General features: G+C 72.6%; 19 protein-coding genes. 10 read left to right on the plus strand and 9 right to left on the minus strand.

Translation table 11 applies throughout. The features are described from left to right. The first annotated feature begins 73 nt into the window (after window positions 1-73). From purS to DEJ32_RS09745, 4 genes are read left to right on the plus strand one after another with little or no spacing between them, the layout of a single operon-like run. On the plus strand, window positions 74-322 hold the full coding sequence (gene purS, locus DEJ32_RS09730; RefSeq protein WP_110823495.1) for a phosphoribosylformylglycinamidine synthase subunit PurS: 249 nt from the start codon (window positions 74-76) through the stop codon (window positions 320-322). 2 nt (window positions 323-324) lie between these two features. Further along, window positions 325-1,020 (plus strand): phosphoribosylformylglycinamidine synthase subunit PurQ, encoded by a 696-nt coding sequence (purQ, locus tag DEJ32_RS09735; protein ID WP_110823494.1) that lies wholly within the window; start codon window positions 325-327, stop codon window positions 1,018-1,020. 47 nt (window positions 1,021-1,067) lie between these two features. Next, entirely contained in the window at window positions 1,068-3,449 is a 2,382-nt protein-coding gene (gene purL, locus DEJ32_RS09740) for a phosphoribosylformylglycinamidine synthase subunit PurL (protein WP_258368979.1), read from the plus strand. A 5-nt stretch (window positions 3,450-3,454) separates the two neighbouring features. Next, complete coding sequence (locus tag DEJ32_RS09745) at window positions 3,455-4,390, plus strand: 2-hydroxyacid dehydrogenase (RefSeq protein ID WP_258368980.1); 936 nt, start codon at window positions 3,455-3,457, stop codon at window positions 4,388-4,390. Window positions 4,391-4,577: 187 nt separating this feature from the next. Here the strand turns inward: DEJ32_RS09745 and DEJ32_RS09750 are convergent, their stop codons facing one another. Continuing rightward, window positions 4,578-5,738: a beta-propeller fold lactonase family protein gene (locus DEJ32_RS09750; RefSeq protein ID WP_110901122.1), complete on the minus strand. Its 1,161-nt coding sequence runs from the start codon at window positions 5,736-5,738 to the stop codon at window positions 4,578-4,580. Further along, on the minus strand, window positions 5,735-6,052 hold the full coding sequence (locus tag DEJ32_RS09755; protein ID WP_110823490.1) for a chorismate mutase: 318 nt from the start codon (window positions 6,050-6,052) through the stop codon (window positions 5,735-5,737). The genes DEJ32_RS09750 and DEJ32_RS09755 overlap by 4 nt, the downstream gene beginning before the upstream one ends. A gap of 78 nt (window positions 6,053-6,130) precedes the next feature. On the opposite strand from DEJ32_RS09755, the gene DEJ32_RS09760 reads away from it, so the two are divergent. Then, window positions 6,131-6,535, plus strand: coding sequence for a DUF1304 domain-containing protein (locus DEJ32_RS09760; RefSeq protein ID WP_220032815.1), 405 nt, complete (start codon window positions 6,131-6,133; stop codon window positions 6,533-6,535). Between the two features lie 476 nt (window positions 6,536-7,011). Here the strand turns inward: DEJ32_RS09760 and DEJ32_RS09765 are convergent, their stop codons facing one another. Next, the gene (locus DEJ32_RS09765) at window positions 7,012-8,028 is read right to left on the minus strand and encodes an iron-siderophore ABC transporter substrate-binding protein (RefSeq protein ID WP_309146430.1); all 1,017 of its coding nucleotides are present in this window, start codon (window positions 8,026-8,028) and stop codon (window positions 7,012-7,014) included. 103 nt (window positions 8,029-8,131) lie between these two features. Between DEJ32_RS09765 and DEJ32_RS09770 the strand changes: the two genes are divergently transcribed. After that, the gene (locus DEJ32_RS09770) at window positions 8,132-9,001 is read left to right on the plus strand and encodes a shikimate dehydrogenase (protein WP_110901123.1); all 870 of its coding nucleotides are present in this window, start codon (window positions 8,132-8,134) and stop codon (window positions 8,999-9,001) included. Between the two features lie 221 nt (window positions 9,002-9,222). Here the strand turns inward: DEJ32_RS09770 and DEJ32_RS09775 are convergent, their stop codons facing one another. From DEJ32_RS09775 to DEJ32_RS09785, 3 genes are all read right to left on the minus strand, one after another. Further along, the gene (locus DEJ32_RS09775; protein ID WP_110890748.1) at window positions 9,223-9,603 is read right to left on the minus strand and encodes a YchJ family protein; all 381 of its coding nucleotides are present in this window, start codon (window positions 9,601-9,603) and stop codon (window positions 9,223-9,225) included. Between the two features lie 37 nt (window positions 9,604-9,640). After that, window positions 9,641-10,066: an organic hydroperoxide resistance protein gene (locus DEJ32_RS09780; RefSeq protein WP_110823487.1), complete on the minus strand. Its 426-nt coding sequence runs from the start codon at window positions 10,064-10,066 to the stop codon at window positions 9,641-9,643. Between the two features lie 129 nt (window positions 10,067-10,195). Beyond that, window positions 10,196-10,780, minus strand: a complete 585-nt coding sequence (locus tag DEJ32_RS09785) for a TetR/AcrR family transcriptional regulator (RefSeq protein WP_110901124.1) — start codon at window positions 10,778-10,780, stop codon at window positions 10,196-10,198. Window positions 10,781-10,865: 85 nt separating this feature from the next. Between DEJ32_RS09785 and DEJ32_RS09790 the strand changes: the two genes are divergently transcribed. The 3 genes from DEJ32_RS09790 to DEJ32_RS09800 are packed head-to-tail and all read left to right on the plus strand — an operon-like array spanning window position 10,866 to window position 13,095. Further along, entirely contained in the window at window positions 10,866-11,651 is a 786-nt protein-coding gene (locus tag DEJ32_RS09790) for an SDR family oxidoreductase (protein ID WP_110901125.1), read from the plus strand. A 55-nt stretch (window positions 11,652-11,706) separates the two neighbouring features. After that, entirely contained in the window at window positions 11,707-12,381 is a 675-nt protein-coding gene (locus tag DEJ32_RS09795) for a hypothetical protein (protein WP_110901126.1), read from the plus strand. Between the two features lie 36 nt (window positions 12,382-12,417). Further along, window positions 12,418-13,095, plus strand: coding sequence for a maleylpyruvate isomerase N-terminal domain-containing protein (locus DEJ32_RS09800; protein ID WP_110901127.1), 678 nt, complete (start codon window positions 12,418-12,420; stop codon window positions 13,093-13,095). Here DEJ32_RS09800 and DEJ32_RS09805 read toward each other — a convergent pair. Continuing rightward, window positions 13,080-13,814 (minus strand): NAD(P)H-dependent oxidoreductase, encoded by a 735-nt coding sequence (locus tag DEJ32_RS09805; RefSeq protein WP_110901128.1) that lies wholly within the window; start codon window positions 13,812-13,814, stop codon window positions 13,080-13,082. The two genes, DEJ32_RS09800 and DEJ32_RS09805, sit on opposite strands and share 16 nt — an antisense overlap. A 66-nt stretch (window positions 13,815-13,880) precedes the next feature. On the opposite strand from DEJ32_RS09805, the gene DEJ32_RS09810 reads away from it, so the two are divergent. Continuing rightward, the gene (locus DEJ32_RS09810; RefSeq protein ID WP_110901129.1) at window positions 13,881-14,612 is read left to right on the plus strand and encodes an SOS response-associated peptidase; all 732 of its coding nucleotides are present in this window, start codon (window positions 13,881-13,883) and stop codon (window positions 14,610-14,612) included. Here the strand turns inward: DEJ32_RS09810 and DEJ32_RS09815 are convergent. Next, window positions 14,593-14,802: a hypothetical protein gene (locus DEJ32_RS09815; protein ID WP_110901130.1), complete on the minus strand. Its 210-nt coding sequence runs from the start codon at window positions 14,800-14,802 to the stop codon at window positions 14,593-14,595. The genes DEJ32_RS09810 and DEJ32_RS09815 overlap by 20 nt on opposite strands. A gap of 217 nt (window positions 14,803-15,019) precedes the next feature. After that, a complete protein-coding gene (locus tag DEJ32_RS09820) occupies window positions 15,020-21,730 on the minus strand; it encodes an Ig-like domain-containing protein (protein WP_181420636.1) in 6,711 nt (2,236 codons plus the stop codon). Between the last annotated feature and the right edge of the window lie 376 nt (window positions 21,731-22,106).

Raw genomic sequence — 22,106 nt, forward strand, 5'->3', positions numbered from 1 at the left:
ACTGCTCCGGCGGGTCGTGGGCGGCACCTAGACTGTTCCTGTCCCCACCCGACCCCTGTGCTGGAGTGAACACGTGCCAACGATCGTCGTCGAGGTCATGCCGAAGGCCGAGATCCTCGACCCCCAGGGCAAGGCGGTGGGCAACGCCCTCGCCCGCCTCGGCAAGAACGACCTGACCAACGTCCGCATCGGCAAGCGATTCGAGGTGTCGGTCGACGGCCCCGTCGACGACGCCAAGCTCGCCGAGGTCCGTGAGATCGCGGTCGACGTCTTCTCGAACGCCGTCATCGAGGACGTCGTCTCCGTGAGCGTGGTCGAGTGACGATGCGCATCGGGGTCATCACCTTCCCCGGCTCGCTCGACGACCGCGACGCCCAGCGCGCGGTCCGACTCGCCGGTGCCGAGCCCGTCGCGCTCTGGCACGGTGACCACGACCTGCAGGGCGTCGACGCGATCGTCCTGCCCGGCGGATTCTCGTACGGCGACTACCTCCGTGCCGGCGCCATCGCCGCGAAGGCCCCGATCATGGCCGAGGTCATCGACGTCGCCGGCAAGGGCATGCCCGTGCTCGGCATCTGCAACGGCTTCCAGATGCTCGCCGAGGCCCGCCTGGTGCCCGGCGCCCACACCCGGAACGCCCACCAGCAGTTCATCCGGCGCGACCAGGTGCTCCGCGTCGAGAACGCCGACACCGCCTGGACCGCGGGCTTCGACGCGCAGCAGGAGATCACCATCCCGCTGAAGAACGCCGACGGCCGGTTCGTCGCCGACGCCGACGAGATCAAGCGCATCGAGGACAACGGCCAGGTCGTGTTCCGCTACGTCGGCGTGAACCCGAACGGGTCGATCGACGACATCGCCGGCGTCTCGAACGAGCGTGGGAACGTCGTCGGCCTCATGCCGCACCCCGAGCACGCGACGGAGCCCGGCTTCGGCCCGGACACCCGCGCTGCCATGGCCTCCGGCACGGACGGCCTGACCTTCTTCACCTCCGTGATCGAGCGCGCGCTCGTCAAGTGACCGCGACTCCAGCGCCCGCGACTCCAGTGACAGGGAACGACAACACCGTGACCACGCCCGTCCGCCCGAAGCCCGACACCGTCCAGGACGCCGCCGAGACGCCCGACAAGGAGCAGCCGTACGCGGCCCTCGGGCTCAAGGACGACGAGTACGCGAAGATCCGCGAGATCCTCGGCCGCCGCCCCACCTCGGGCGAGCTGGCGATGTACTCGGTCATGTGGTCCGAGCACTGCTCGTACAAGTCGAGCAAGAACTACCTCCGCCAGTTCGGCCAGAAGGTCACGCCGGAGATGAAGAAGAACCTGATGGTCGGCATGGGCGAGAACGCCGGTGTCGTCGACGTGGGTGACGGCTGGGCGGTGACCTTCAAGGTCGAGTCGCACAACCACCCCTCCTACGTGGAGCCGTACCAGGGCGCTGCCACCGGTGTCGGTGGGATCGTCCGCGACATCATCTCGATGGGCGCACGTCCGGTCGCGGTCATGGACCAGCTCCGCTTCGGTGCCATCGACCACGAGGACACCGCCCGCGTCGTGCACGGTGTCGTCGGCGGCATCTCGTTCTACGGCAACTGCCTCGGCCTGCCGAACATCGGCGGCGAGACCTACTTCGACCCGGTGTACCAGGGCAACCCGCTCGTCAACGCCCTCGCGGTCGGTGTCCTCCGTCACGAGGACCTGCACCTGGCGAACGCATCCGGCGCCGGCAACAAGGTCGTGCTCTTCGGTGCCCGCACCGGTGGCGACGGCATCGGCGGCGCGTCGATCCTGGCGTCCGACACCTTCACCGAGGGCGGCCCGACCAAGCGTCCCGCCGTCCAGGTCGGCGACCCGTTCGCCGAGAAGGTGCTCATCGAGTGCTGCCTCGAGCTGTTCCAGAAGGAGCTCGTCGAAGGCATCCAGGACCTCGGCGCCGCGGGCATCTCGTGCGCGACCTCCGAGCTCGCGAGCAACGGCGACGGCGGCATGCACATCTCGCTCGACGACGTCCTACTGCGCGACCCCTCGCTCACGGCAGAGGAGATCCTCATGTCGGAGAGCCAGGAGCGCATGATGGCGGTCGTCCGCCCCGACAAGCTCGACGCCTTCCTACAGGTCGTCGGCAAGTGGGACGTCGAGACGAGCGTCCTCGGCGAGGTCACCGGCACCGGCCGACTCGTCATCGACTGGCAGGGCCAGGAGATCGTCAACGTCGACCCGCGCACGGTCGCCGTCGACGGTCCGGTGTACGACCGCCCGGTCGCGTACCCGACCTGGATCGACGCACTGCAGGCCGACGGCGCCGAGTCGCTCGACCGCCCGGAGACCGGCCCCGCCCTCAAGGCGCAGGTCCTGCAGCTGCTCGGCTCCCCGAACCTGTCCTCGAAGAACTGGGTCACGAACCAGTACGACACCTACGTGCTCGGCAACACGGCGCTGTCCTTCCCCGACGACGGCGGCATGGTCCGCGTCGACGAGGAGACCGGCCTCGGCGTCGCGATCGCCACCGACGCGAACGGCCGCTACTGCCAGCTCGACCCGAAGCAGGGCGCTCGACTGGCCCTCGCCGAGGCGTACCGGAACGTCGCCGTCACCGGTGCCGTCCCGGCCGCCGTGACCGACTGCCTGAACTTCGGCTCCCCCGAGAACCCCGAGGTGATGTGGCAGTTCTCCGAGGCCGTCGAAGGTCTCGCGGACGGCTGCATGGAGCTCGGCATCCCGGTGACCGGCGGCAACGTCTCGTTCTACAACCAGACCGGTGACACCCCGATCCACCCGACGCCCGTCGTCGGCGTGCTCGGCGTGATCGACGACGTCGCCAAGCGGATCCCGTCCGGCTGGCAGGACGACGGCCACAACATCTACCTGCTCGGCACGACGAGCCTCGAGCTCGACGGGTCGGCCTGGGCCGGCACCGTGCACGGGCACCTCGGCGGTCGCCCGCCGGCAGTGGACCTCGGGCGCGAGAAGGCGCTGGCGGAGCTCCTGGCCGCCGCGGCCGACGAGCAGCTGCTCACGAGCGCACACGACCTGGCGGACGGCGGCCTCGGCCAGACCCTCGCCGAGTCGGTCCTGCGCTTCGGCCTCGGCGCCCGGGTCGTGCTCGACGAACTCGAGTCCCGCGACGGCGTCGACACCGCGACCGCACTGTTCTCCGAGTCGACCGGCCGCGTCATCGTGACCGTGCGCCGCGAGGACGACGTCCGCTTCCAGGGCCTCTGCAACGGCCGGGGCTACCCGGTCCTGCGCATCGGCGTGACCGACGCCGCGTCGGGCTCGCTCGAGGTCCAGGGTGCGTTCGAGGCGACGATCGACGAGCTCCGCGACGCACACCGCGCCACGCTGCCGTCGCACTTCGGCGACGTCATCCAGGAGAACGTGACCGAGGGCTACGTGGGCCGCGGCCCGCTCGACTCGCACGGCGCGTTCTCGCCCCGCACGGACGCCTGAACCCGGTGCCGATCGTCACGCTGCCCTTCCAGGAGCTGGTCGACCGGTTCGGTCCGGTGCCCGACGGCATCGAGCTGGACGTCTGGGACGTCGAGGCGCCGTACCCCCGGGCCGAGCAGGTCGCCATCGCCTTCCTGCCGTTCTACTTCGGTGGACGGCACCGGTGGCAGTACGTGCACGACCTGCCGAACCTCGAGCTGCTGCAGCTGCCGAGTGCCGGGTACGAGTGGGCGATCCCGCACGTGCCCGGTCACGCGCACCTGGCGAACGGCCGCGGCATCCACGACGACGAGACGGCGGAGCTCGCGGTCGGCCTGGCGCTGACCTCCCTCCGCGAGATCGCGGCGTTCCAGTTCGACCGGGTCGAGCAGCGGTGGGACTCGCGGGAGACCCGGTCTCTCGCCGACCGTCGGGTCACCGTCGTCGGCTACGGCGCGATCGGCTCCGCCATCGCCACCCGGTTCGAGGCGTTCCGCACCGAGGTCACCGTCGTCGCGCGGACGGCCCGGATGCAGGACGGTCGCCAGGTGCACGCCTTCGGCGACCTGCCGGAACTCGCCCGCACCACGGACGTCCTCGTGCTCATCGCACCGCTCACCGACGAGACCGAGGGACTGGTGGACGCGGAACTCCTCGCGGCACTGCCCGACGGCGCCCTCGTGGTGAACGTGGCGCGCGGCAAGGTCGTGGACACGGACGCCCTCGTCGCCGAGCTGCGGTCCGGCCGGCTCTCGGCGGCGCTCGACGTCACCGACCCGGAGCCGCTCCCGGCCGACCACCCGCTGTGGACGACGCCGAACACCGTGCTCACGCCGCACGTCGGCGGCAACACGGATCTCAGCGTGCCGCGGTCCCTCGACCTGGTGCGCCGGCAGGTGTCGGCGCTGGCCGAGGGCCGGCCGTTCGAGAACCTCATCGAGGTCCCCGTCCACCCGGGCTGAGCCTCCAGGCGGACGCGGCCGCGCCGGCCTCCCGACAAGCGCGACCCGAGCCTCCCGGCGGCCTCGGGCGGGCCCCGCAGACGTGACCGCCGCCTCCCGTCGGACGCGGCCGATCGCCCGATGGGCGCGACTCGCGCCCCGGCTGATGCGGCCGACGTCCCCGGACGCGACCCGAGCCTCCCGGCCCTCAGCGCTCCTGGAGCGGGATGATGCAGGTCGGGCTGCCGACCGCGATCTGCCCGACGGCGTCGCCCGGCACACCGTCTGCACCAACCGGCAGCACCGCGACTGCGTCGGACATCTGGTTGGCGACGAGCAGGTACCCGGGTACGCGGGCGAAGTGCCGCGGCCACACGCCGCCGGCCGACGCCGACCCGACGAACCGGAGCCCGCCGTCGGACGCGTCGAACACGACGATCTGGTCCCGCCCCCGGACGGCCACCGTGACGAGGCCGTGCTCGTCGACCTCGACGTGGCTGAGCAGCGAGGTGTCGACCGGCCCGTCGAAGGCGGCGGCAGCGCAGACCTCGCGGAGCGAGCCCGACTCGTCTCGCCGCATCCGGTACACGCGACCGTCGAGCTCGCCGGCGACGACGAGGTCCCCGTCGAACCAGGCCATGTGTCGTGGTCCGGATCCGGGCGTCAGGTGGTGGACGCGCAGCGGCTCGATCGACACCGAGGCGGCATCGGCCACGACGCGGAACTCGTGCAGGGCATCCCCTCCGAGGTCGGCGACCAGGACGGTCCCGTCCGGCGTGGCGATCGACTGGTGGGCGTGCGGGCCCTCCTGGCGGTCCTCGACCGGTCCGGTCGCGTCGGGCAGGAGCACGGTGGCGACGGCTGCGTCCGGCAGCGCCGCGGACACCCCGGTCCCCCGGCCGGCGATCCCGTGCCCCGAAGCCATGCCGTCGGCAGCGGGAGCCGTGGCCGTGGTGCCGCCGACGATGCCGTCACTGGCGGAGACGGAGGCCGCGTAGGACTCCGCTGCCTCGAGCGACACCGCGGTGACCGTGCCCGAGACGTAGTTCGTGACGACGAGTGCCCCGGACGGGTCGACCCGGACGTGGCACGGCGCGTCCCCGCCGGCGGGCGCGTCCCACAGGTGCTCGAGAGCGGACCCGGACCGGCGGAACGCGTGGACCCCGCCGTCGGTCGTCTCCGACACGGCGTAGACGCGGTCCCCCGACACGGCGAGGAAGGACGGGTCGTCCAGCACCGCGACGGTCGAGGCGACGAGGGTGGCCTCGCCGGCGGACTGCCCGGGACCGACGATCGAGATGCCCGTCGCGTTGCCCCCGCCGGTCGCCGTGTAGGACCCGACGAGCAGGTGCAGGTCGGGCAGGGTCACAGCTCGCCGACCGCGATGCGCTCGTGGTGGTGGATGACCTCGGCGACGATGAAGTTGAGGAACTTCTCCGCGAACGCGGGGTCGAGGTGCGACTCGGCCGCGAGGGACCGCAACCGTGCGACCTGGATCTGCTCACGCGAGGGGTCGGCCGCCGGCATGCCCGCCGCGGCCTTGAGGTACCCGACCCGCTGCGTGTACTTGAAGCGCTCGGCGAGCATGTGGATCACGGCGGCGTCGATGTTGTCGATGCTCTGCCGGATGCTCTGCAGTTCGGCGACGGCGTCCTCGTCGTTCGTGCTCGGGGCCTCGTTCATGCCCCGAGCCTACTGACCGAGCGCGGCCGGGACGAGGGGCGGACCCGAGTACCCATCGACTGCTGAGATGATGTCCTCATGACGGTTCTGCTCGCCATCTCCGGCGTCTTCGCGGTCCTGGCGGGCCTCGTGCACGTGTACATCTTCTTCCTGGAGTCCGTCGCGTGGACGAGCCCCCGGGTACGCCGCATCTTCGGCATCGCTTCCGACGCCGACGCGCAGGCCACCCGCGCGATGGCGTTCAACCAGGGCTTCTACAACCTGTTCCTCGCGATCGGCGCGGTCCTCGGCGTCGTGCTCGTGCTCGCGGACAACGGCGCGACCGGCTGGACGCTCGTCGTGTTCTCGTGCGCGAGCATGCTCGGTGCCGCGGTCGTCCTTGCGGGAACCGGCCGCAAGTACCTCAACTCCGCGTTCGTGCAGGGATCGTTCCCGCTCATCGCCCTGCTCTTCGCGTTCCTCGCGTCCACGTTCGGCGCCTGAGCCGGGACCGCCGCGGCGCCTGCGAGCGGCGCCACCCGGCCGCGCGCAACAGAAACCGGCTCGAACCGCGGACTCCCGCAGTTCGAGCCGGTTCTCGTTGGGCCAGGCCGGTCGACGCCTGGCGCCGGGGCGTCCGCCGGGAGGCCCGCCCCACCACGCTCGGGCCGCCGCCGGTCCGCCGGTACCCGCCCGCGCCTCCCGGCCGTCCAGCCCGGCGTCGCCGCCGCGCCGCCGCGCGCCCCGGCGCCTGCAAGCGGCGCCACCGGGCCCCGCGCAACAGAAACCGGCTCGAACCGCGGAGTCCCGCGGTTCGAGCCGGTTTCTGTTGTGCGAGGGCGTTCAGCGCCGCCCGATCGCCGGCCCGCCGACCGCCGACCGCCGACCGGCGGACCGCCGACCGGCGGCGCCGCCCGATCGCCGGCCCGCCGCCCGCCGACCTGCGGTCGGCACCAGCCAGCGGCGCCAGCCCGCCGGCGTCAGCCGAGCTTCGCCGCGAACTCGTCCGGCAGACGCTCGAGCGCCCACTCGATCGCCGCGGTGGTCCCGAGCGAGAACGCCGTCGAGACGTCCAAGTCGTCGATCACGATGGCGTGCCCGGCCTCGACCGACGGCACCTTCTTGAACAGCGGGTCCGAGGACGCCTTCGACGCCTCGACGTAGATCGGCAGCACCACGGTCAGGTCCGCGTCGAGCAGGTCGAGGTTCTCGTTCGACAGCGACACCGAGAACTCCTTGCCCGCAGCCTCGTCGATGGCCTTCGGGATCTCGAAGCCGAGGTTCTGCATGAACGTGGCGCGGCTGTCGCGGGAGGCGTACACGCCGAAGCCCTCGGACGTGTACGCACCGATCGCCGCGGTCTTGCCCGCGAACTCGGGGTGCGCCTCGCGCGCGGCGGCGTAGGAGTCGTCGAGGTCGCTGAGGAGCTTCTTGCCCTCGCTCTCCTTGCCGAGCGCCTTCGAGATCATGTCGACCTGCTCCGTGGTGGACGCGAGGTAGTTCTCGCCGCCCTTCGGGATCGCGACGGTCGGGGCGATGGCGGACAGCTTGTCGTAGCGGTCCTTGTCGCCCGAGCTCTTCACGTCGAGGATCACGTCGGGCTTGAGCTTGAGGATCTCCTCGTAGCTGGGCTCGAGCGTGTCGATGATCTTCGGCGCCTTGTCGTACGCGCCCTTGAGCCACGGACCGACGCCCTCGCCACCGAAGGCGAGCCAGTCGCTGGCGCCGACGGGCTGCACGCCGAGTTCGAGTGCCGTCTCGGCGTCACCCCAGCCGAGGGCCACGACGCGCTTCGGGGCGGAGTCGATCGTCGTGGTGCCGAGGCCGGTCGTGATGGACACCGGGAAGGCCCCGTCGGACGAGCCTCCGCCGGAGGACTCGGACGAGGACGGGCTCGACGAGGAGCAACCGGTGAGTGCGAGGGAGACGGCGACGACGGCACCGGCCGCGGCGAGCACGCGCCCGAGGCGGCGCTTGGGGAGGGAGGTACGGATCACGAAGGGTAGCCTAACCTAAGCGCTGGTCCCCCCGGGAGTCCGTGACGCCTGCGGACGGCCTGACGCCCGCGGACAGGCCGACGCGCGCGGCTAGGCTGCCGACGTGGCAGCCTTCCCCGACGCCGACCGGACGCAGCTCGCCGTCCTCGGCTCCCCCATCGCCCACTCCCTCTCCCCCGCGCTGCACGCGGCGGCCTACGACGTGCTCGGCCTCCCGTTCTCGTACGGGAGGCACGAGGTCGCGTCCGGCGGGCTCGCCGCGTTCGTCGCGGGGCTGGGTCCGGAGTGGCGCGGGCTGAGCCTGACCATGCCGCTCAAGCGCGAGGTGGTGCCGCTCCTCGACCGGACGACCCCGCTCGTCGACGAGCTCGGGGTCGCGAACACGGTCGCGTTCCGCCACGAAGGCTCCTCGGTCGTCCTCGCCGGCGCGAACACGGACGTCGAGGGGATCGTCCGCCCGGTCGCCGCACTCGGTCACGTGCCCGGCGAAGCCGTGATCCTGGGTGGTGGAGCGACCGCGGCGAGCGCCCTCACGGCGTCCCTGCGGCTCGGAGCCGCACTGGTGCGGGTGTTCCTGCGCGACACCGGCAAGGCGGGTGACCTCGTCATGCTCGCCGCTCGGCTCGGGGTCACACTCGAGGTGCACCCCCTCGACGAGCTCGCGTCCGCCGGGCCGATGGGCTTCGTGGTGTCGACCCTGCCGGGAGGCGCAGCGGACGACCTGCCGCTCGTGCCGTCCGGACCCGACGCGGTGCTGTTCGACGTGGCCTACGAGCCGTGGCCGACCCGGGCCTCCACGGCGTGGACCGGAGCGGGCGGTCGCGTGTTGAACGGCCTCGACATGCTCAGCGAGCAGGCGATCGGGCAGATCCGCTTCTTCCTGACGGGGGATGAGGACGAGCTCCTGCCGTTCGAGGCCGAGGTCCGTCGAGCGATGCGCGCTGCCGTGGGCCTGCCGCCGACGATCGGCTGACCCGCGCCCGTCGCGCCCCTCACCGCGGGACGCCCCCGTCTGTCCGGGACGCCGCCGGACCGGGCCCGCGGGACGTCACGCCCGAGCCCGCGAAACGCCCCCGTCAGTCTTCGACGCCGCCGAGTGGCCGAGACGCCGCTGAATCTGGCGGCGTCTCGGCCAGCTCGCGGCGCTTCGGGCAGACGCCTCCGTCTCGCGCGCACCGGCCCGAGCCTGGGCGGTCAGGCCACGACACCGTCGACGTAGTACCAGCGGCCGGCCTCGCGGACGAACTCGCTCGTCTCCTCGAGCGTCCCGCGCTCGGTGTCGGCGCGCCACCACGCGCGGAACGTGACCGTGCCCGCGGTGTCGAACGGGCCTCCCGACCGGGTCGCGACGATGTCGAGCCGCGTCCACCGCTGCGCCGGGTCGAGGTCGAGCGTCGCCGGGCGCGTGCTCGGGTGCCAGCTGTCCAGCAGGTACCGAGGCAGGCCGAGCGCGAAGGCGGAGAACCGCGAGCGCATGAGCCGCTCCGCGGTCGGAGCAGGCGCGCCGGCGTGCAGGGGCCCGCAGCACTCGTCGTAGGGGTTCCCGCTCAGGCAGGGGCAGCGCTCGGTGCTCACCGCTCCAGCCTAGGGAGCGGCGAGCACCGCACGAGCATCAGTCGACGAGCGAGAGCGTCACCGTGATGTTGCCGCGCGTGGCGTTCGAGTACGGGCAGATGGTGTGTGCGAGCTCGACCAGACGCTGCCGCGAGGTGCCCTCGACGGCGGGGGCGTAGACGTCGAGTTCCACCGCGAGGCCGAAGCCACCCGCGCCGTTGCCGCCGATGCTGACCTCGGCGGAGACCTCGGCGCCGGTGGTGTCGAGCTCGAGCTGCTTCCCCGCGACGTGCAGCGCGCCGAGGAAGCACGCGGCGTACCCGGCGGCGAACAGCTGCTCGGGGTTGGTGCCCTCGCCGCTGCCACCCATCTCCTTCGGCGGGCGTGTGTCGAGGTCGATGCGGTCGTCCTCGGTGCGGACGTGTCCGTCGCGGCCGCCCCCGGTGGCGTGGGCGGCTGCGGTGTAGACGATGTCGAGAGTCATGGCCCCAGGTCAGCGACCGTCGCTGGACGATCGCTGGGGAAGCGCGGGACGGCGCTGCTCGTCGGCCCGGCTGGCGAGCGGCGTCGGGCGTGTCCGGACTCCCGCGCACGCGAGCGTCCGCCGGTCGGTTCAGCTGATGAAGGTGTCGACGAGCGCCGTCGCGTCCGCGACGACCGACCGCTCCCACTGCTGCCGGGTCTTCCGGATGCGCGTGACGACCAGACCGTGCAGGGCGATCCAGAGCAGGTCCGCCTGCAACCGCTCGTCCCGGTCGCCCGCGGGCAGGCCGACGAGGAGGGCGTCGAGGCGGCTCTGCAGTCGGTCGATCCCGGACTCGACCGTCGCCGGGTCCTCCAGCAGGTCCCGCCCCTCGAACAGCAGCTGGTACGCGCCGGGGTTCGCGACCGCCCAGGTGACGTACGCGCTCGCGGTGGTCCGCAACGCCGTGGCGCGGTCGTCGGTCGACTCGCTCGCGCCTGCGTCGTCGATCGCCGTGGTGAGCGCGGTGAGGCTCTGACTGGCCACGGCGATGAGCAGCGCCTGCTGGGACGGGAAGTGCCGGTACACGGCGGTCGCCGAGACGCCACAGGCACGCGCGGTCTCCCTGAGGGACGGCGGCGTGACGGCCAGGCGCCGCGACAACAGGTCCGTCGCGGCTGCGAGGAGGTCGTCCCGCAGCTGGTCGCCCGTGCGGGTACGCGACGTGTTCGTCATGGAGCAACTGTTGCACGGAGGAGAGGTTGACACCCGTTAACCCCTCCACGTAGGTTTACACCCGTCAACCTCGAAGGAGCAGTCCATGGACCACACCGACACCACAGCGCTCGTCACCGGCGCGAGTTCCGGCATCGGACGCGAGTTCGCCCGTGCCCTGGCCGCGCGCGGAGCCGACCTGGTGCTGGTCGCGCGCCGGGCCGACGTCCTCGTGGATCTGGCGCAGTCACTCCGGGCTGCGCACGGAAGGGTGGTGACCGTCGTGCCGCTCGACCTCACGCAGCCAGCGAGCGGCACGCGCCTGCTCACCGAACTCGACCGGCTGGGCGTCCGCGTGGACACGGTGGTGAACTGCGCCGGCATCGGTCTGACCCGCGACTTCGTGGACAGCACGCCGTCCGAACTCGAGGACCAGCTCGCCGTCAACATCGACGCCGTCGTCGACGTGTGCCACGCGTTCCTCCCCCGGCTCGTGTCCTCCGGCCGTGGCGTGCTGCTCAACGTCGCGAGCCTCACGGCGTACATGCCGACGCCGGGGATGGCGGTCTATGCAGCCTCGAAGGCCTTCGTCCTGCGGTTCACCGAGGCGTTGGCGTACGAGTTGCGCGACGCCGGGGTCACCGTCATGGCCTTCTCGCCCGGTCCGACGAAGACCGAGTTCTACCGGAACTCCGGCACGGACGAGGGTCGGGTGCGCTTCGAGACGCCCGAGCAGGTCGTGGCGGCCGCGTTCCGGGCCCTCGACAAGCCGACGCCCCCGGTCAGCGCCGTCTCGGGCAGTGCGAACACGCGGACCAGTCGCATCGCGCCGCTGCTCCCGCGGCGGACGGTCCTGCGCCTGGCCGACTCGTCCCCGAGGACGACGGCCTGACCTCGTCCCTACACCAGGACGGCCGCCGAGGAGGCATGAGCGGTAGACAGGGGACGTGTACCGACTCGGCTGGCAGGTGTTCCGCACGCGGTTCCGGCAGGACGTGTCCGTCGACCGGCTCCGACGTGCCCTGGTGGTCGGCGGTGTCGTCGCGGTCGGCATCGGTGTGCTGCTCGCAGTGACCGACGCAGGGACCGGCTGGATGGACGTCGGTCCGGGGCTTTCCCCACTCGTCGTCGTCCTGGGGGCGCTGGCGGCCGGACTCATCACGGTGTCGTGCTTCCCGGTGCGCCGCAGGGACGAACCGCCGGCGACGATCAACGGATACCAGGTCCGACCGGACACGATGCGGATCGCTCGGCACTCGGTGCAGCGGTACCTCGGCCGCAGGATGCTCGACATCGAGGCCGACGACCGGGCGGCCGTCCTCAACGACACTGCCCTGGTACGCCGGACGCTCGTGGTCGACGTCATGCGTGCGGCGCCTGGCCTCCTGGGGTTCGCGCTCATCGGTGTCGTGGCGCTCCTGCTCGGAGGTCGCCACGGTCTCGGGTTCCTCGCGGTCTTCGGCTACCTCGGACTCGTTCCCGACCGCATCCTCCGGCTCGGCCGGGCGGAGCGCGCCCACCGTGCCGCCGCTGCTCTCCCGCCGACCGGGCCGGGATCGACCACCCCGACCGGCCGGAACCGGTTCCCGTCCGGGTCGAAGGTCGGCCTGCCCGACGTCTGAGGTCGCAACCGGTGACCGTCACGGCAGGATGAGCCCATGGACACCCGCGCACTGTTCGCCGCGACCGCGCAGTCATTCGTGGACCTCGTCACCGCGCTGCCATCGCCCGCCGAGGACGCAGCGCTGTGGTCCGCGCCGGCGCTCGGCGTCTGGGACCTCCGCGCGCTCGTCGGACACACGAACCGCGCGCTCGGCACGGTGGCGACGTACGCCACGGCGCTCGACCACGACCACACCGGCCCGGAGTCCCGACGCACCACGACGACCGCGACCGACCTCTCCGACGCGGTGGACTACCTCCGGACCGCGACCGGCACGGCGACCGACCCGGACGAGGTCGCCGCGCGCGGTGTCTCGGCCGGGGGCTCGCTGGGCACCGATCCGGCCGCCGCGGTGTCGGCCGCTCGCGACGACGCCCTGGCTGCCCTCGCGGCGGTCCCGTCAGGTGCCCGCATCTCGGTGGTCGGCGGCCTCCGTCTGCCGGTCGAGGAGTACCTGCGCACCCGCATGGTCGAACTGGTCGTGCACGGCAGCGACATCACGCGCGCCTCGGGCGCAGCGGGCACCACGGTCCCGTTCGCTCCTCCGCAGCCAGCGGTGGTCGCCGCCGCCGTGCTGCTCGCCGAGGTCGGGGCGCACCGCGGCGACGGCCCGCTGCTGCTCGCCGCCCTGACCGGCCGGGGTCCCCTGCCGGCCGGCTACTCCGTGCTCTGACCGTCAGCCCCGACGACACCGGCAGCCCCGACGACACCAGCGGCACCACCGACACCGTCAGCCCCGGCCACGCCGGCGGCACCACCGACACCGTCAGCCCCGATCACGCCGGCAGCACCATCGACGCCGACCGCACCGCTGACGGCCCGCGCGATCCGCTGGACGGCGCCGTCGACGAGGGCTCGGCGTGCCGCGTCGTCGTCCTGCTCGGACTCGTACACGAACGTCGTCGCACCGCGGACCGCTCCGCAGTAGTCGACGATGCCGTGCTCGATCTGCGTCCGGATCGCCTGCTCGTAGCCGTGCCGCTCGTACGTCCCGGCCGCGTCGCCGGCGACCGGCAGCAGGTGCACCGTGAGGCGGCCGAGGTTCCGCCGCGTCCCACCGACCGGGTCGACGTCGAACGCCCAGCCGTTGACGAAGACGCGGTCGACCCAGCCCTTCAGGAGCGCCGGCATCGACCACCAGTAGACGGGGAACACCAGCACGAGGTGGTCGGTGGCGTCGAGCCGCTGCTGCTCGCCGAGGACGTCGTCGGGGAGCGCACCGGTGCCGCGGTAGGCGTCCCGGTCAGCGGGGCCGAAGCGCGGGTCGAACCCCTCGGCGGCGAGGTCGACCAACTCGACCTCGCCGGGGTGCAGGGCGGCCCGCAGCTGTCGGGCGATGCCCGCCGTGAGCGAGTCCGGGTCGGGGTGGGCGGTGACGATGAGGGTCTGCACGGCCGACAGTCAAGCGGACCCGGCTGATCCCGCGCCGACGTCGGCGGGTCCGGGCACACTGGTCGCATGTGTGGCCGCTTCGTCGTCTCCGACACCACCGCTGACCTCCTGCCCGAGCTCGTCGGTGAGCTCGCCGCGCGCACCGAGCACGTCGACGAGGACACCGGCGAGGTGCACACCGGCCTCGCGCCGAGCTGGAACGTCGCGCCGACCGACCCCGTGTACGCGGTCCGGCAGCGGCACGGGCAGCGCGAGCTCCCGCAGATCAGCTGGGGTTTCGTGCCGAGCTGGGCGAAGGACTTCGCCAAGCAGCGCCCGAAGCCGATCAACGCCCGCATCGAGACCGTGGCGACGAGCGGCATGTTCAAGCGGGCCTTCGCCACGAACCGCTGCATCGTCCCCGCTCAGGGCTACTACGAGTGGGTCGTGCGCGAGGACGGCAAGGAACCCCACTTCGTGCACGAGCCCGGCGGGGCGCTGGCGATGGCCGGCGTGGTGAGCGCCTGGCCGGACCCGACCAAGCCCGAGGACGACCCGGACAAGTGGCGCCTGTCGCTCGCGATCATCACGCGGGACGCCCACGTGGCCCCGGGCGAGGTGCACGACCGCATGCCGGCGTTCCTCACCCCCGACGGCTACGACGCCTGGCTCGGCGAGGGTGCCGGCACGGACGACCTGCTCACCCTGCTCGACCGGGAATCGCTCGAGGTCGCTGCCGGCCTGCAGCAGTACGAGGTCGCCCGCACGGTGAACAGCGTCCGGAACGACGGCCCGCACCTCATCGACCCGGTCGCCTGACCGTCCGTTCCCCGGTCTGCGTGGACCCACGGCGGGTTGCCCGCGTGGCCGTCCGGACGAGCAGCCAGATCGCGGCGGAGATCACGAGGAGGACGAGCACCAGGCAGATGCTCCAGGCGATGTCGTACCCGATCGGGATGACGGGGTTGTGTGCTTCCTGCGCGATCACCGGCGCGGCGGTCCTGGACATGGCGTGTGGTCGACCTTCCCCCTCGCGCCGCAGCCACCCTCGCGACTGCGTGGACGCCGGTCCGTTCTACCGCTGCCGACGAGACCACCACAAGCCCCCCTCGAGACCGTGACCACCCGGCGACACCGCCCCGGCGACGCCGCCGACGGACGGGAGGCCCGACCCCCGCGAGCCTGTCGACTCACGGAGGTCGGGCCTCCCGTCCGGTGCTGCGCGCCTAGCCGCGCCGACGCGGTCCGCTCACCGGCGCGACCATCCGCCGCCGCAGCAGCAGCGCGGCTCCGGCGAGCACGAGGGCGAACGCCCCGAGCCCGAGCCCGAGCAGCCCGGTGCTGCCGGTGAAGGCGAGCGCCGCGACGTGCACGACGGCGGCGAGGCCGGTCGGGTACCGGACGGTGATCGTCGCGGTGACGACCTGTCCGGCGGTGTCCTGGACCGTGTAGTCGGCCGTCAGCGTGCCGTGGTGGTCGCGCTCCGGGGTGAAGGTGACCGCACCGTCCTCGACGCTCCAGGTGCCGGATCCGTCCACGGTGAAGCGGTCGGTCATGTGCCCGGTGGCGGGGTCGAGCAGGTGCAGGGTGTCGGTGTCGAACGTGCTGCCGCCGGTCGGGGTGTCGTTCCCGAGCGGTGTGACGGTCAGGCGCTCGCCCGTCCTGCCGGTGCGCTCGTCGTCGCGGGCGACCGCTGCGGCGACGACCCGGATGGTCGCGGTCGCGGTGGTCGTCTGCCCGGAGGCGTCGGTCACCGTGTACACGAACGTGTCCGTCCCGGTGAAGCCCGCGGCCGGCGTGTAGACGTACGACCCGTCGGCGTGCACGCGGACCGTGCCGTGCTCGGCCTTCCGGTGCAGGCCCGTGGTGAGCGCGGTGCCGTCGTCGTTGCGGAGCAGGCCGTGCCGGGCGTCGACGGCGAGCGGTGTGCCGGCGACGGTGCTGCCGGTGTCGTCGACCGCGGTGACCCCGACGGTCACGGTGACGGTCGCGTCGGTGCGCTGGCCGGCGGCGTCCTGCGCCGTGTACGGCACGGTGTCGACGCCGGAGAACCGCTTCGCCGGGGTGTAGACGAACGTGCCGTCCGCGGCGAGGGTCGCGGTGCCGTGCGCTGCGGTCCCGACGGCGACGACGGTCAGGTCGGTGCCCGAGTCGTTGCCGAGGACGCCGGGGCCGCGCACGGTGACGGGCTTGCCGGCACTCGTGCGGGTGGCGTCGTCGGTCGCGGTCGGGGTGACGTCGATCGCGACGAGGGCGACGGCGGTGTTCTCCTCGGAGTCGTGCGCCGTGTAGGTGAACCAGTCGCGGCCGGACCAGTCGGCGGTCGGGGTGTACTCGTACGACCCGTCCTTCGCGAGCGCGATCCGTCCGTGCCGCGGCTCGACGTCGAGCGACGCCCAGAGCCCGGTGCCGGCGTCGTCGGACAGGACGCCCTTCGCCGCGGACATCCGGACGACGCCGTTCGTCGTCGTGGTGCTCCAGTCGTCACCGGCGACGGCACCGACCAGGACGACGACGGTGGCCGTGGTGGTCTGCCCGGAGGCGTCGGTCACCTCGTACCGGAAGCGGTCGGTCCCGGAGGTCCCGGCCGCCGGCGTGTAGACGAGTCCGCCGTCGGCGCCCGTGGTGACGGTGCCCCGGCGGGCGTCGCCGTGGCCGGTGACGGTCAGGCCGGTGCCGGAGTCGTTGCCGGTGAGGGTCGTGCCGGCGATGGCGAGCGGCGTACCCGCGGGGGTCTTCAGCACGTCGTCGACGGCCGTCGGGGTGACGGTGACGGTGACGGTCGCCGAGGCGGTGCCGCCGGTCGGGTCGACCACGGTGTACCGGAACCGGTCGGTGCCGGAGAACCCGTCAGCGGGGACGTACGTCACCGTCCCCGCGCCGGTGACGCTCACGGTGCCGTTCGTCGGTGCGCCCTGGGCCGCGGTGCCGACGCCGCTGACGCGGAGCGTGGTGCCCGAGTCGTTGCCGGTCACGGCGACCGCGACCGGGGTGCCCGCCGTGGTGCTGGCGGTGTCGTCGACGGCCTTCGGGACGATGGTGATCGACACGGTGCCGGTCGTGGTGGTGCCGGAGCCGTCGGTCACGGTCACGTCGAACGTGTCCGGGCCGGAGTAGCCCGGCTTCGGCGTGTACGTGTACGAGCCGTCCCGGTCGACCTCGACGGCGCCGTGGTCCGGTGCGGTGTGGTCGGTGACCTGCAGGTCGGTGCCGGTCGAGCCCTGCAGCACACCCTGGTCGGCGGGGACGACGAGCTCCCCGTCCGCGGTGGCGCTCGAGTCGGAGGCGGCGAGGACCGGCGTGACGGTGATCGTCAGGGTGCTGGTCGCGGTGCTGCCGGAGGCGTCGGTCACGGTGACGGTGACGTGGTCGATGCCCGACCAGCCGGCGGCGGGCACGTACGTGACGGAGCCGTCAGCGTCGACCGTGGCGGTGCCGGAGGCACCGTTCGTGACGCCGGTGACGACCAGCCCGGTGCCGGAGTCGTCGGCGGTGAGCGCGGCCGAGGTCGCGGTCACCGGGTGCCCGGCCGGGGTCGTGCGGGCGTCGTCGCCGGCACTCGGGGTGACGAGGACCATGACGACACCGGTCGAGGCGTTACCCGAGCCGTCGGTCGCCGTGTAGGTGAAGGTGTCCGTCCCGGAGAAGCCGTCGGCCGGCGTGTACGTGTACGAGCCGTCGGCCGCGAGCGCGAGGGTGCCGTGTGCGGGCCGCTGGTCGACGGTCGCGGTCAGGTCGGAGCCGCGGTCGTTCGCCAGGACACCGGTCGCCTTCGGCACGGTCAGCGTCGAGCCGGCGGTGACGGTGGCGCTGTCGCGCATCGCCATAGGCCCGACGACGACCAGGACCGTCGCGGTCGCGGACTGCCCGGAGGCGTCGGTCACCGTGTACGTCAGGGTCTCGGTCCCGGAGAACCCGCGCTCCGGCGTGTAGACGACCGAGCCGTCCGCACCGAGGGTGACGGCTCCGTGTGCGGCACCGCTCACTCCCGTGACGGTGAGGCCGCTGCCGGAGTCGTTCCCGAGCAGCGTGGCCGCGGCGACGGTGAGCGGCCGGCCGGAGGCGGTGCCGACGGTGTCCGCCGTCGCGACGGGCCGCACCGTGACGGTCACAGTCACCGGGTCGGTGGTGCGCCCGGCGGCGTCGGTCACCTGGTAGGTGAAGGAGTCGGTGCCGGAGAAGCCGGCGGCGGGCGTGTACGTGACGGCGCCGGAGCGCTCGACGACGGCCGTGCCGTCCGTCGGCTTCGTGACGACGGCCGTGCGGAGCCCGGACCCGGCGTCGTTGCGCTGGACGTCGAGCGTCGTCGGCCGGCTCGCCGAGGTCGTCGCGGTGTCGTCCTGCGCCACCGGGGTGACGACGAGCCGCACCGTGGCGGTCACGGGCGTCCCGGCGGTGTCGGTGGCCGTGTACGTGAACGAGTCGTCGCCGGAGAAGCCGTCGACCGGCGTGTACCGGAACGCACCGGTGGCCGCGTCGAGGACGAGGACGCCGGAGGTCGGCTCGGTGTGGCTCGCGACGGTCAGGCCGGTGCCCGAGTCGTTGCCGAGCACGCCTGTCGCGCGGGTGGTGCGGGCGAGGGTCTCCCCCGCCCGGACCGTGCCGGAGTCGGCTGCCGCCACGGGGGCGACCACCACGGTCACGGTCCCGGTGCCGGTCGATCCGTTCGCGTCCGTCAACGTGTAGCCGAAGGTGTCCGCGCCGGAGAAGCCGTCCGCCGGGGTGACGGTGATCGAGCCGTCGGCGCCGAGGGTGACGGTGCTGTGCGCGCCGTCCGTGACGGCGGTGACGGTCAGGCCGACGCCGGAGTCGTTGCCGGTCAGGGCCCCCGAGGTCACGACGAGCGGCTGTCCCGCGACGGTGGTCAGCGTGTCGTCACCGGTGCTCGGCTTCACGGTGACGGTGACGAGGCCGGTCGCCGGGGTGCCGGAGCCGTCCGTCGCCGTGTACGTGAACGTGTCCTTGCCGGAGAAGCCGTCTGCGGGCGTGTACGTGTACGAGCCGTCGGCCGCGAGCGCGAGGGTGCCGTGTGCGGGCCGCTGGTCGACGGTCGCGGTCAGGTCGGAGCCGCGGTCGTTCGCCAGGACACCGGTCGCCTTCGGCACGGTCAGCGTCGAGCCGGCCGTGACGGTGGCGCTGTCGCGCATCGCCATCGGCCCGACGAGGACGGTGATCGTCGCCGTGGTGGTCTGCCGGGAGGCGTCGGTCACCGTGTACGTGAGGGTCTCGGTCCCGGAGAACCCGGCTGCCGGCGTGTAGACGACGGAGCCGTCGGCTCCGAGCGTGGCGGTGCCGTGCGCGGCACCGGTCACCTTCGTGACCGTGAGGCCGGTGCCGGCGTCGTTCCCGAGGAGCGTGGCCGCGGCGATCGTGACGGTCTGGCCCGCCTTGCCGCCGGCGGTGTCGGCCGTCGCGACCGGGGTGACCGTGATCGTGACGACCACGGGGCCGGTGGTCTGCCCGGCGGCGTCGGTCACCGTGTAGGTGAAGGAGTCGGTGCCGGAGGAGCCGGCGACGGGCGAGTACTGCACGGTGCCGTCGGTCCCGACCGCGACCGTGCCGTGAGCCGGCTGGCTGACGACGGCGGTGGTGAGTCCGGTGCCGTGGTCGTTCGCCTGCACGTCGACGGTCACGGGCCGGTTCGCGGGGGTGGTCGCGGCGTCGGCGGTGGCGGACGGTCGCACGGTGATCGTCACCGTGGCCGAGGTCGTCGCACCGGTGGCGTCCGTGGCGGTGTAGTCGAAGCGGTCGGTGCCGGAGAACCCGTCGGCGGGCGTGTAGGTGTAGGTGCCTGCGGCGGCGTCGAGCACGAGCGTGCCGTGTGCCGGGGTGCTCGAGGTCGCCACGCGGAGGCCGTCGCCGGCGTCGTTGCCGAGCACCCCGGTCGCGCGGGTGGTCGTGCTGACGGAGCTGCCGGCGTCCACCGTGGCGGTGTCGTCGACGGCCTTCGGGGCGACCCGGACGGTCACGGTGACGGTGTCGGACTTCCCGTTGCCGTCGACGACGGTCACGTCGAACCCGTCGGTGCCGGAGTAGCCCGGGGCCGGCGTGTAGGTGGTGGTGCCGTCCTTGGCGACCACGACGGTGCCGTGTGCGGGCGTGGTGGTCCCGGCGACGGTCAGGTCGGAGCCGAGGTCGTTGCCGAGCAGTCCGGGAGCGGCGACCGTGGTGGTCTCGCCCGCGGTCGCGCTGATGGTGTCGGCCTTCGCGGTCGGCAGGACGGTGATGCTGACGCTGCCGGTGATGGTCGCGCCGGCGCCGTCCTCCGCGGTGTAGGTGAAGGAGTCCTCCCCGGAGAAGCCGACCTCCGGACGGTACGAGTACGAGCCGTCCGCCGCGAGGGCCAGCACGCCGTTCGCCGGGGTGGTGTTCCCGGTGACGGTGAGCGCACTGCCGTGATCGTTCGCGAGGACGCCGGAGGCAGCGTCCGCCTTCGCCGTCGACCCGGTGTGGACGCTGAAGGCGTCGTCAGTCGCCTTGGGCGTGACGGTGATGGTCACGGTGCTCGTCGAGCGGCGGCCGGAGCTGTCGGCCGCGGTGTAGGTGAACTGGTCGGTGCCGGAGAACCCGCTCACCGGCGTGTACGAGAAGCTGCCGTCGGTCGTCGACATCGACAGCGTGCCGTTCGCGGGGGCGGTGTGCCCGGTGACCGTGAGGCCGGTACCCGTGTCGTTCCGGAGCACGCCAGCGGCGGGGACTTCGAGCTCCCCGTCGACCGGCGTCGTGTACGTGTCGGACGCACTCGCGATGTGGGTCAGGGTGAGTCGGTTGTCGAAGGTGACGACGACATCGGTGCCATCGGCGGTCTTGGCTGCCGGGAACGTGAACGCGGCGGTGTTGCCGGTACCGGAGGCGACGACGGCGTCCTTGCTCGTCGGATCGGCGTTGACGTCGACGGCTTTCCACGTCGTGTCGTAGTCCGCCAGGTCGGTGCTGCCGGCCGCGGTCTGGGTCGCGGTGTACCGGTTCGACGGCAGGGTCAAGACAGCACCGGCGCGCTTCGCCTGCACACCCGCTGCGGTGCCGTCGGTCGTGGTGGTGTTGCCGCTGGTGACGCCTCCGCCGGTGACGGTGAGCGTGAACTGGTCGCCGGTGCCCCAGCGGTCGTCGACGCTCGACTGCGCAGTCAGCGTGTTGGCGTAGTTGCAGCTCGCGAGGTCTGACGGCAGGTACCTCCCGGTGCCGATCGGGTACGACGTCTCGAGCTTGCCCGAGCCCGGGTTGATCTTGTACATCGTCGTGCTGACCGAGGCGTAGAGGTACCCGTCGGACGAGAATGCGATGCCCGGGCTTCCCTGGTCGCTCGCGTTGATCGGGAGGGTCGCGACGAGCGAGGTGGTCAGCGTGTCCGTGCCCTTGACGGCGGGGATGGTCTCGGCGTCGACCCGACGGATCTGGTTACCGGTGACGACGAACAGCAGGCCCCGCGTGCTGAACGCCATGTCGCCGTTCTTCTCGTCGAGCAGGTTGCCGATGCGACCGACCTGGCCGATCTTCTCGCCAGTCTTCGGGTTGTACGCACCGAGGTAGACCGGCCCGGTGCCACCGGTGGCGTAGTAGTAGAGACCGGTCGCCGGGTTCACCGCGCCGCGGAGCAGGGCGGGTCGGTTCGCGGCGCCGTTCGGGTCGGCGTTCGTCACGTCCGTCAGTCGGACACCGTTGACCGCGTCGTACCCGGTGATGGTGTTACCGGTGTTCTGGGACGCGTACGCCGCGACCCCGTTGCGGGCGACCGCGAGCGCGTTGTTGCCCGGATCGAGCTTCGTCACGTTCGTCACCGCACCGGTCGTGGCGTTGATCGAGGCCAGCTGGCTGTTCGTGGTGTCGATGCCGTACAGCGTGTTCTGGTCACAGGACAGAGCGGTCGCGGCGCTCGCTGGATCGGCCGTGACGGCCTGCGTCAGGGCGCCGCCCGCGAGGAGAGCTGCACTGAACATCGCGAGAAGCCGGAACCCGGAGCGGCGGAGGTCGGTGCGGCGGGGCACGGCGGAGCCCTGGGGAGCAGGCAGCATGGGTCACTTTCGGGTCGAGACAGCGCGCCTGGCGCGTTCGAGGGCCCGAGGGACTCGGGGAACGGCAGCCGACGCCGATCCCGATCCTGGCAGGAAGCTGAGGCCGTATGGGGACAAACGGAGTCCCCAGTAGGGGGGACCAGCGCCAGACGGCGGGGTACACGCCCCCGGACTGGGGACAGGACACCGGGCCGCCGCGGGCCGGTACTGGCCCTGCGCCTCGTCCCCGCTCCGGCTCGCCTCCCCGGCAACGTCGAAGCCCCGCCGGTGTTCCGGCGGGGCCTCGGTCATGCTGTTCCGG

Source organism: Curtobacterium sp. MCPF17_046 (assembly GCF_003224295.1).
In the GTDB taxonomy this organism is placed as follows: Bacteria; Actinomycetota; Actinomycetes; order Actinomycetales; family Microbacteriaceae; genus Curtobacterium.

Excerpts from the sequence above, each read along its gene's own strand:
- purQ (WP_110823494.1), top strand. The coding sequence starts at position 325 with ATGCGCATCGGGGTCATCACCTTCCCCGGCTCGCTCGACGACCGCGAC.
- DEJ32_RS09755 (WP_110823490.1), bottom strand. The coding sequence starts at position 6,052 with ATGAACGAGGCCCCGAGCACGAACGACGAGGACGCCGTCGCCGAACTG.
- DEJ32_RS09760 (WP_220032815.1), top strand. The coding sequence starts at position 6,131 with ATGACGGTTCTGCTCGCCATCTCCGGCGTCTTCGCGGTCCTGGCGGGC.
- DEJ32_RS09780 (WP_110823487.1), bottom strand. The coding sequence starts at position 10,066 with ATGACTCTCGACATCGTCTACACCGCAGCCGCCCACGCCACCGGGGGC.
- DEJ32_RS09785 (WP_110901124.1), bottom strand. The coding sequence starts at position 10,780 with ATGACGAACACGTCGCGTACCCGCACGGGCGACCAGCTGCGGGACGAC.
- DEJ32_RS09790 (WP_110901125.1), top strand. The coding sequence starts at position 10,866 with ATGGACCACACCGACACCACAGCGCTCGTCACCGGCGCGAGTTCCGGC.
- DEJ32_RS09800 (WP_110901127.1), top strand. The coding sequence starts at position 12,418 with ATGGACACCCGCGCACTGTTCGCCGCGACCGCGCAGTCATTCGTGGAC.
- DEJ32_RS09810 (WP_110901129.1), top strand. The coding sequence starts at position 13,881 with ATGTGTGGCCGCTTCGTCGTCTCCGACACCACCGCTGACCTCCTGCCC.
- DEJ32_RS09815 (WP_110901130.1), bottom strand. The coding sequence starts at position 14,802 with ATGTCCAGGACCGCCGCGCCGGTGATCGCGCAGGAAGCACACAACCCC.
- DEJ32_RS09820 (WP_181420636.1), bottom strand. The coding sequence starts at position 21,730 with ATGTTCAGTGCAGCTCTCCTCGCGGGCGGCGCCCTGACGCAGGCCGTC.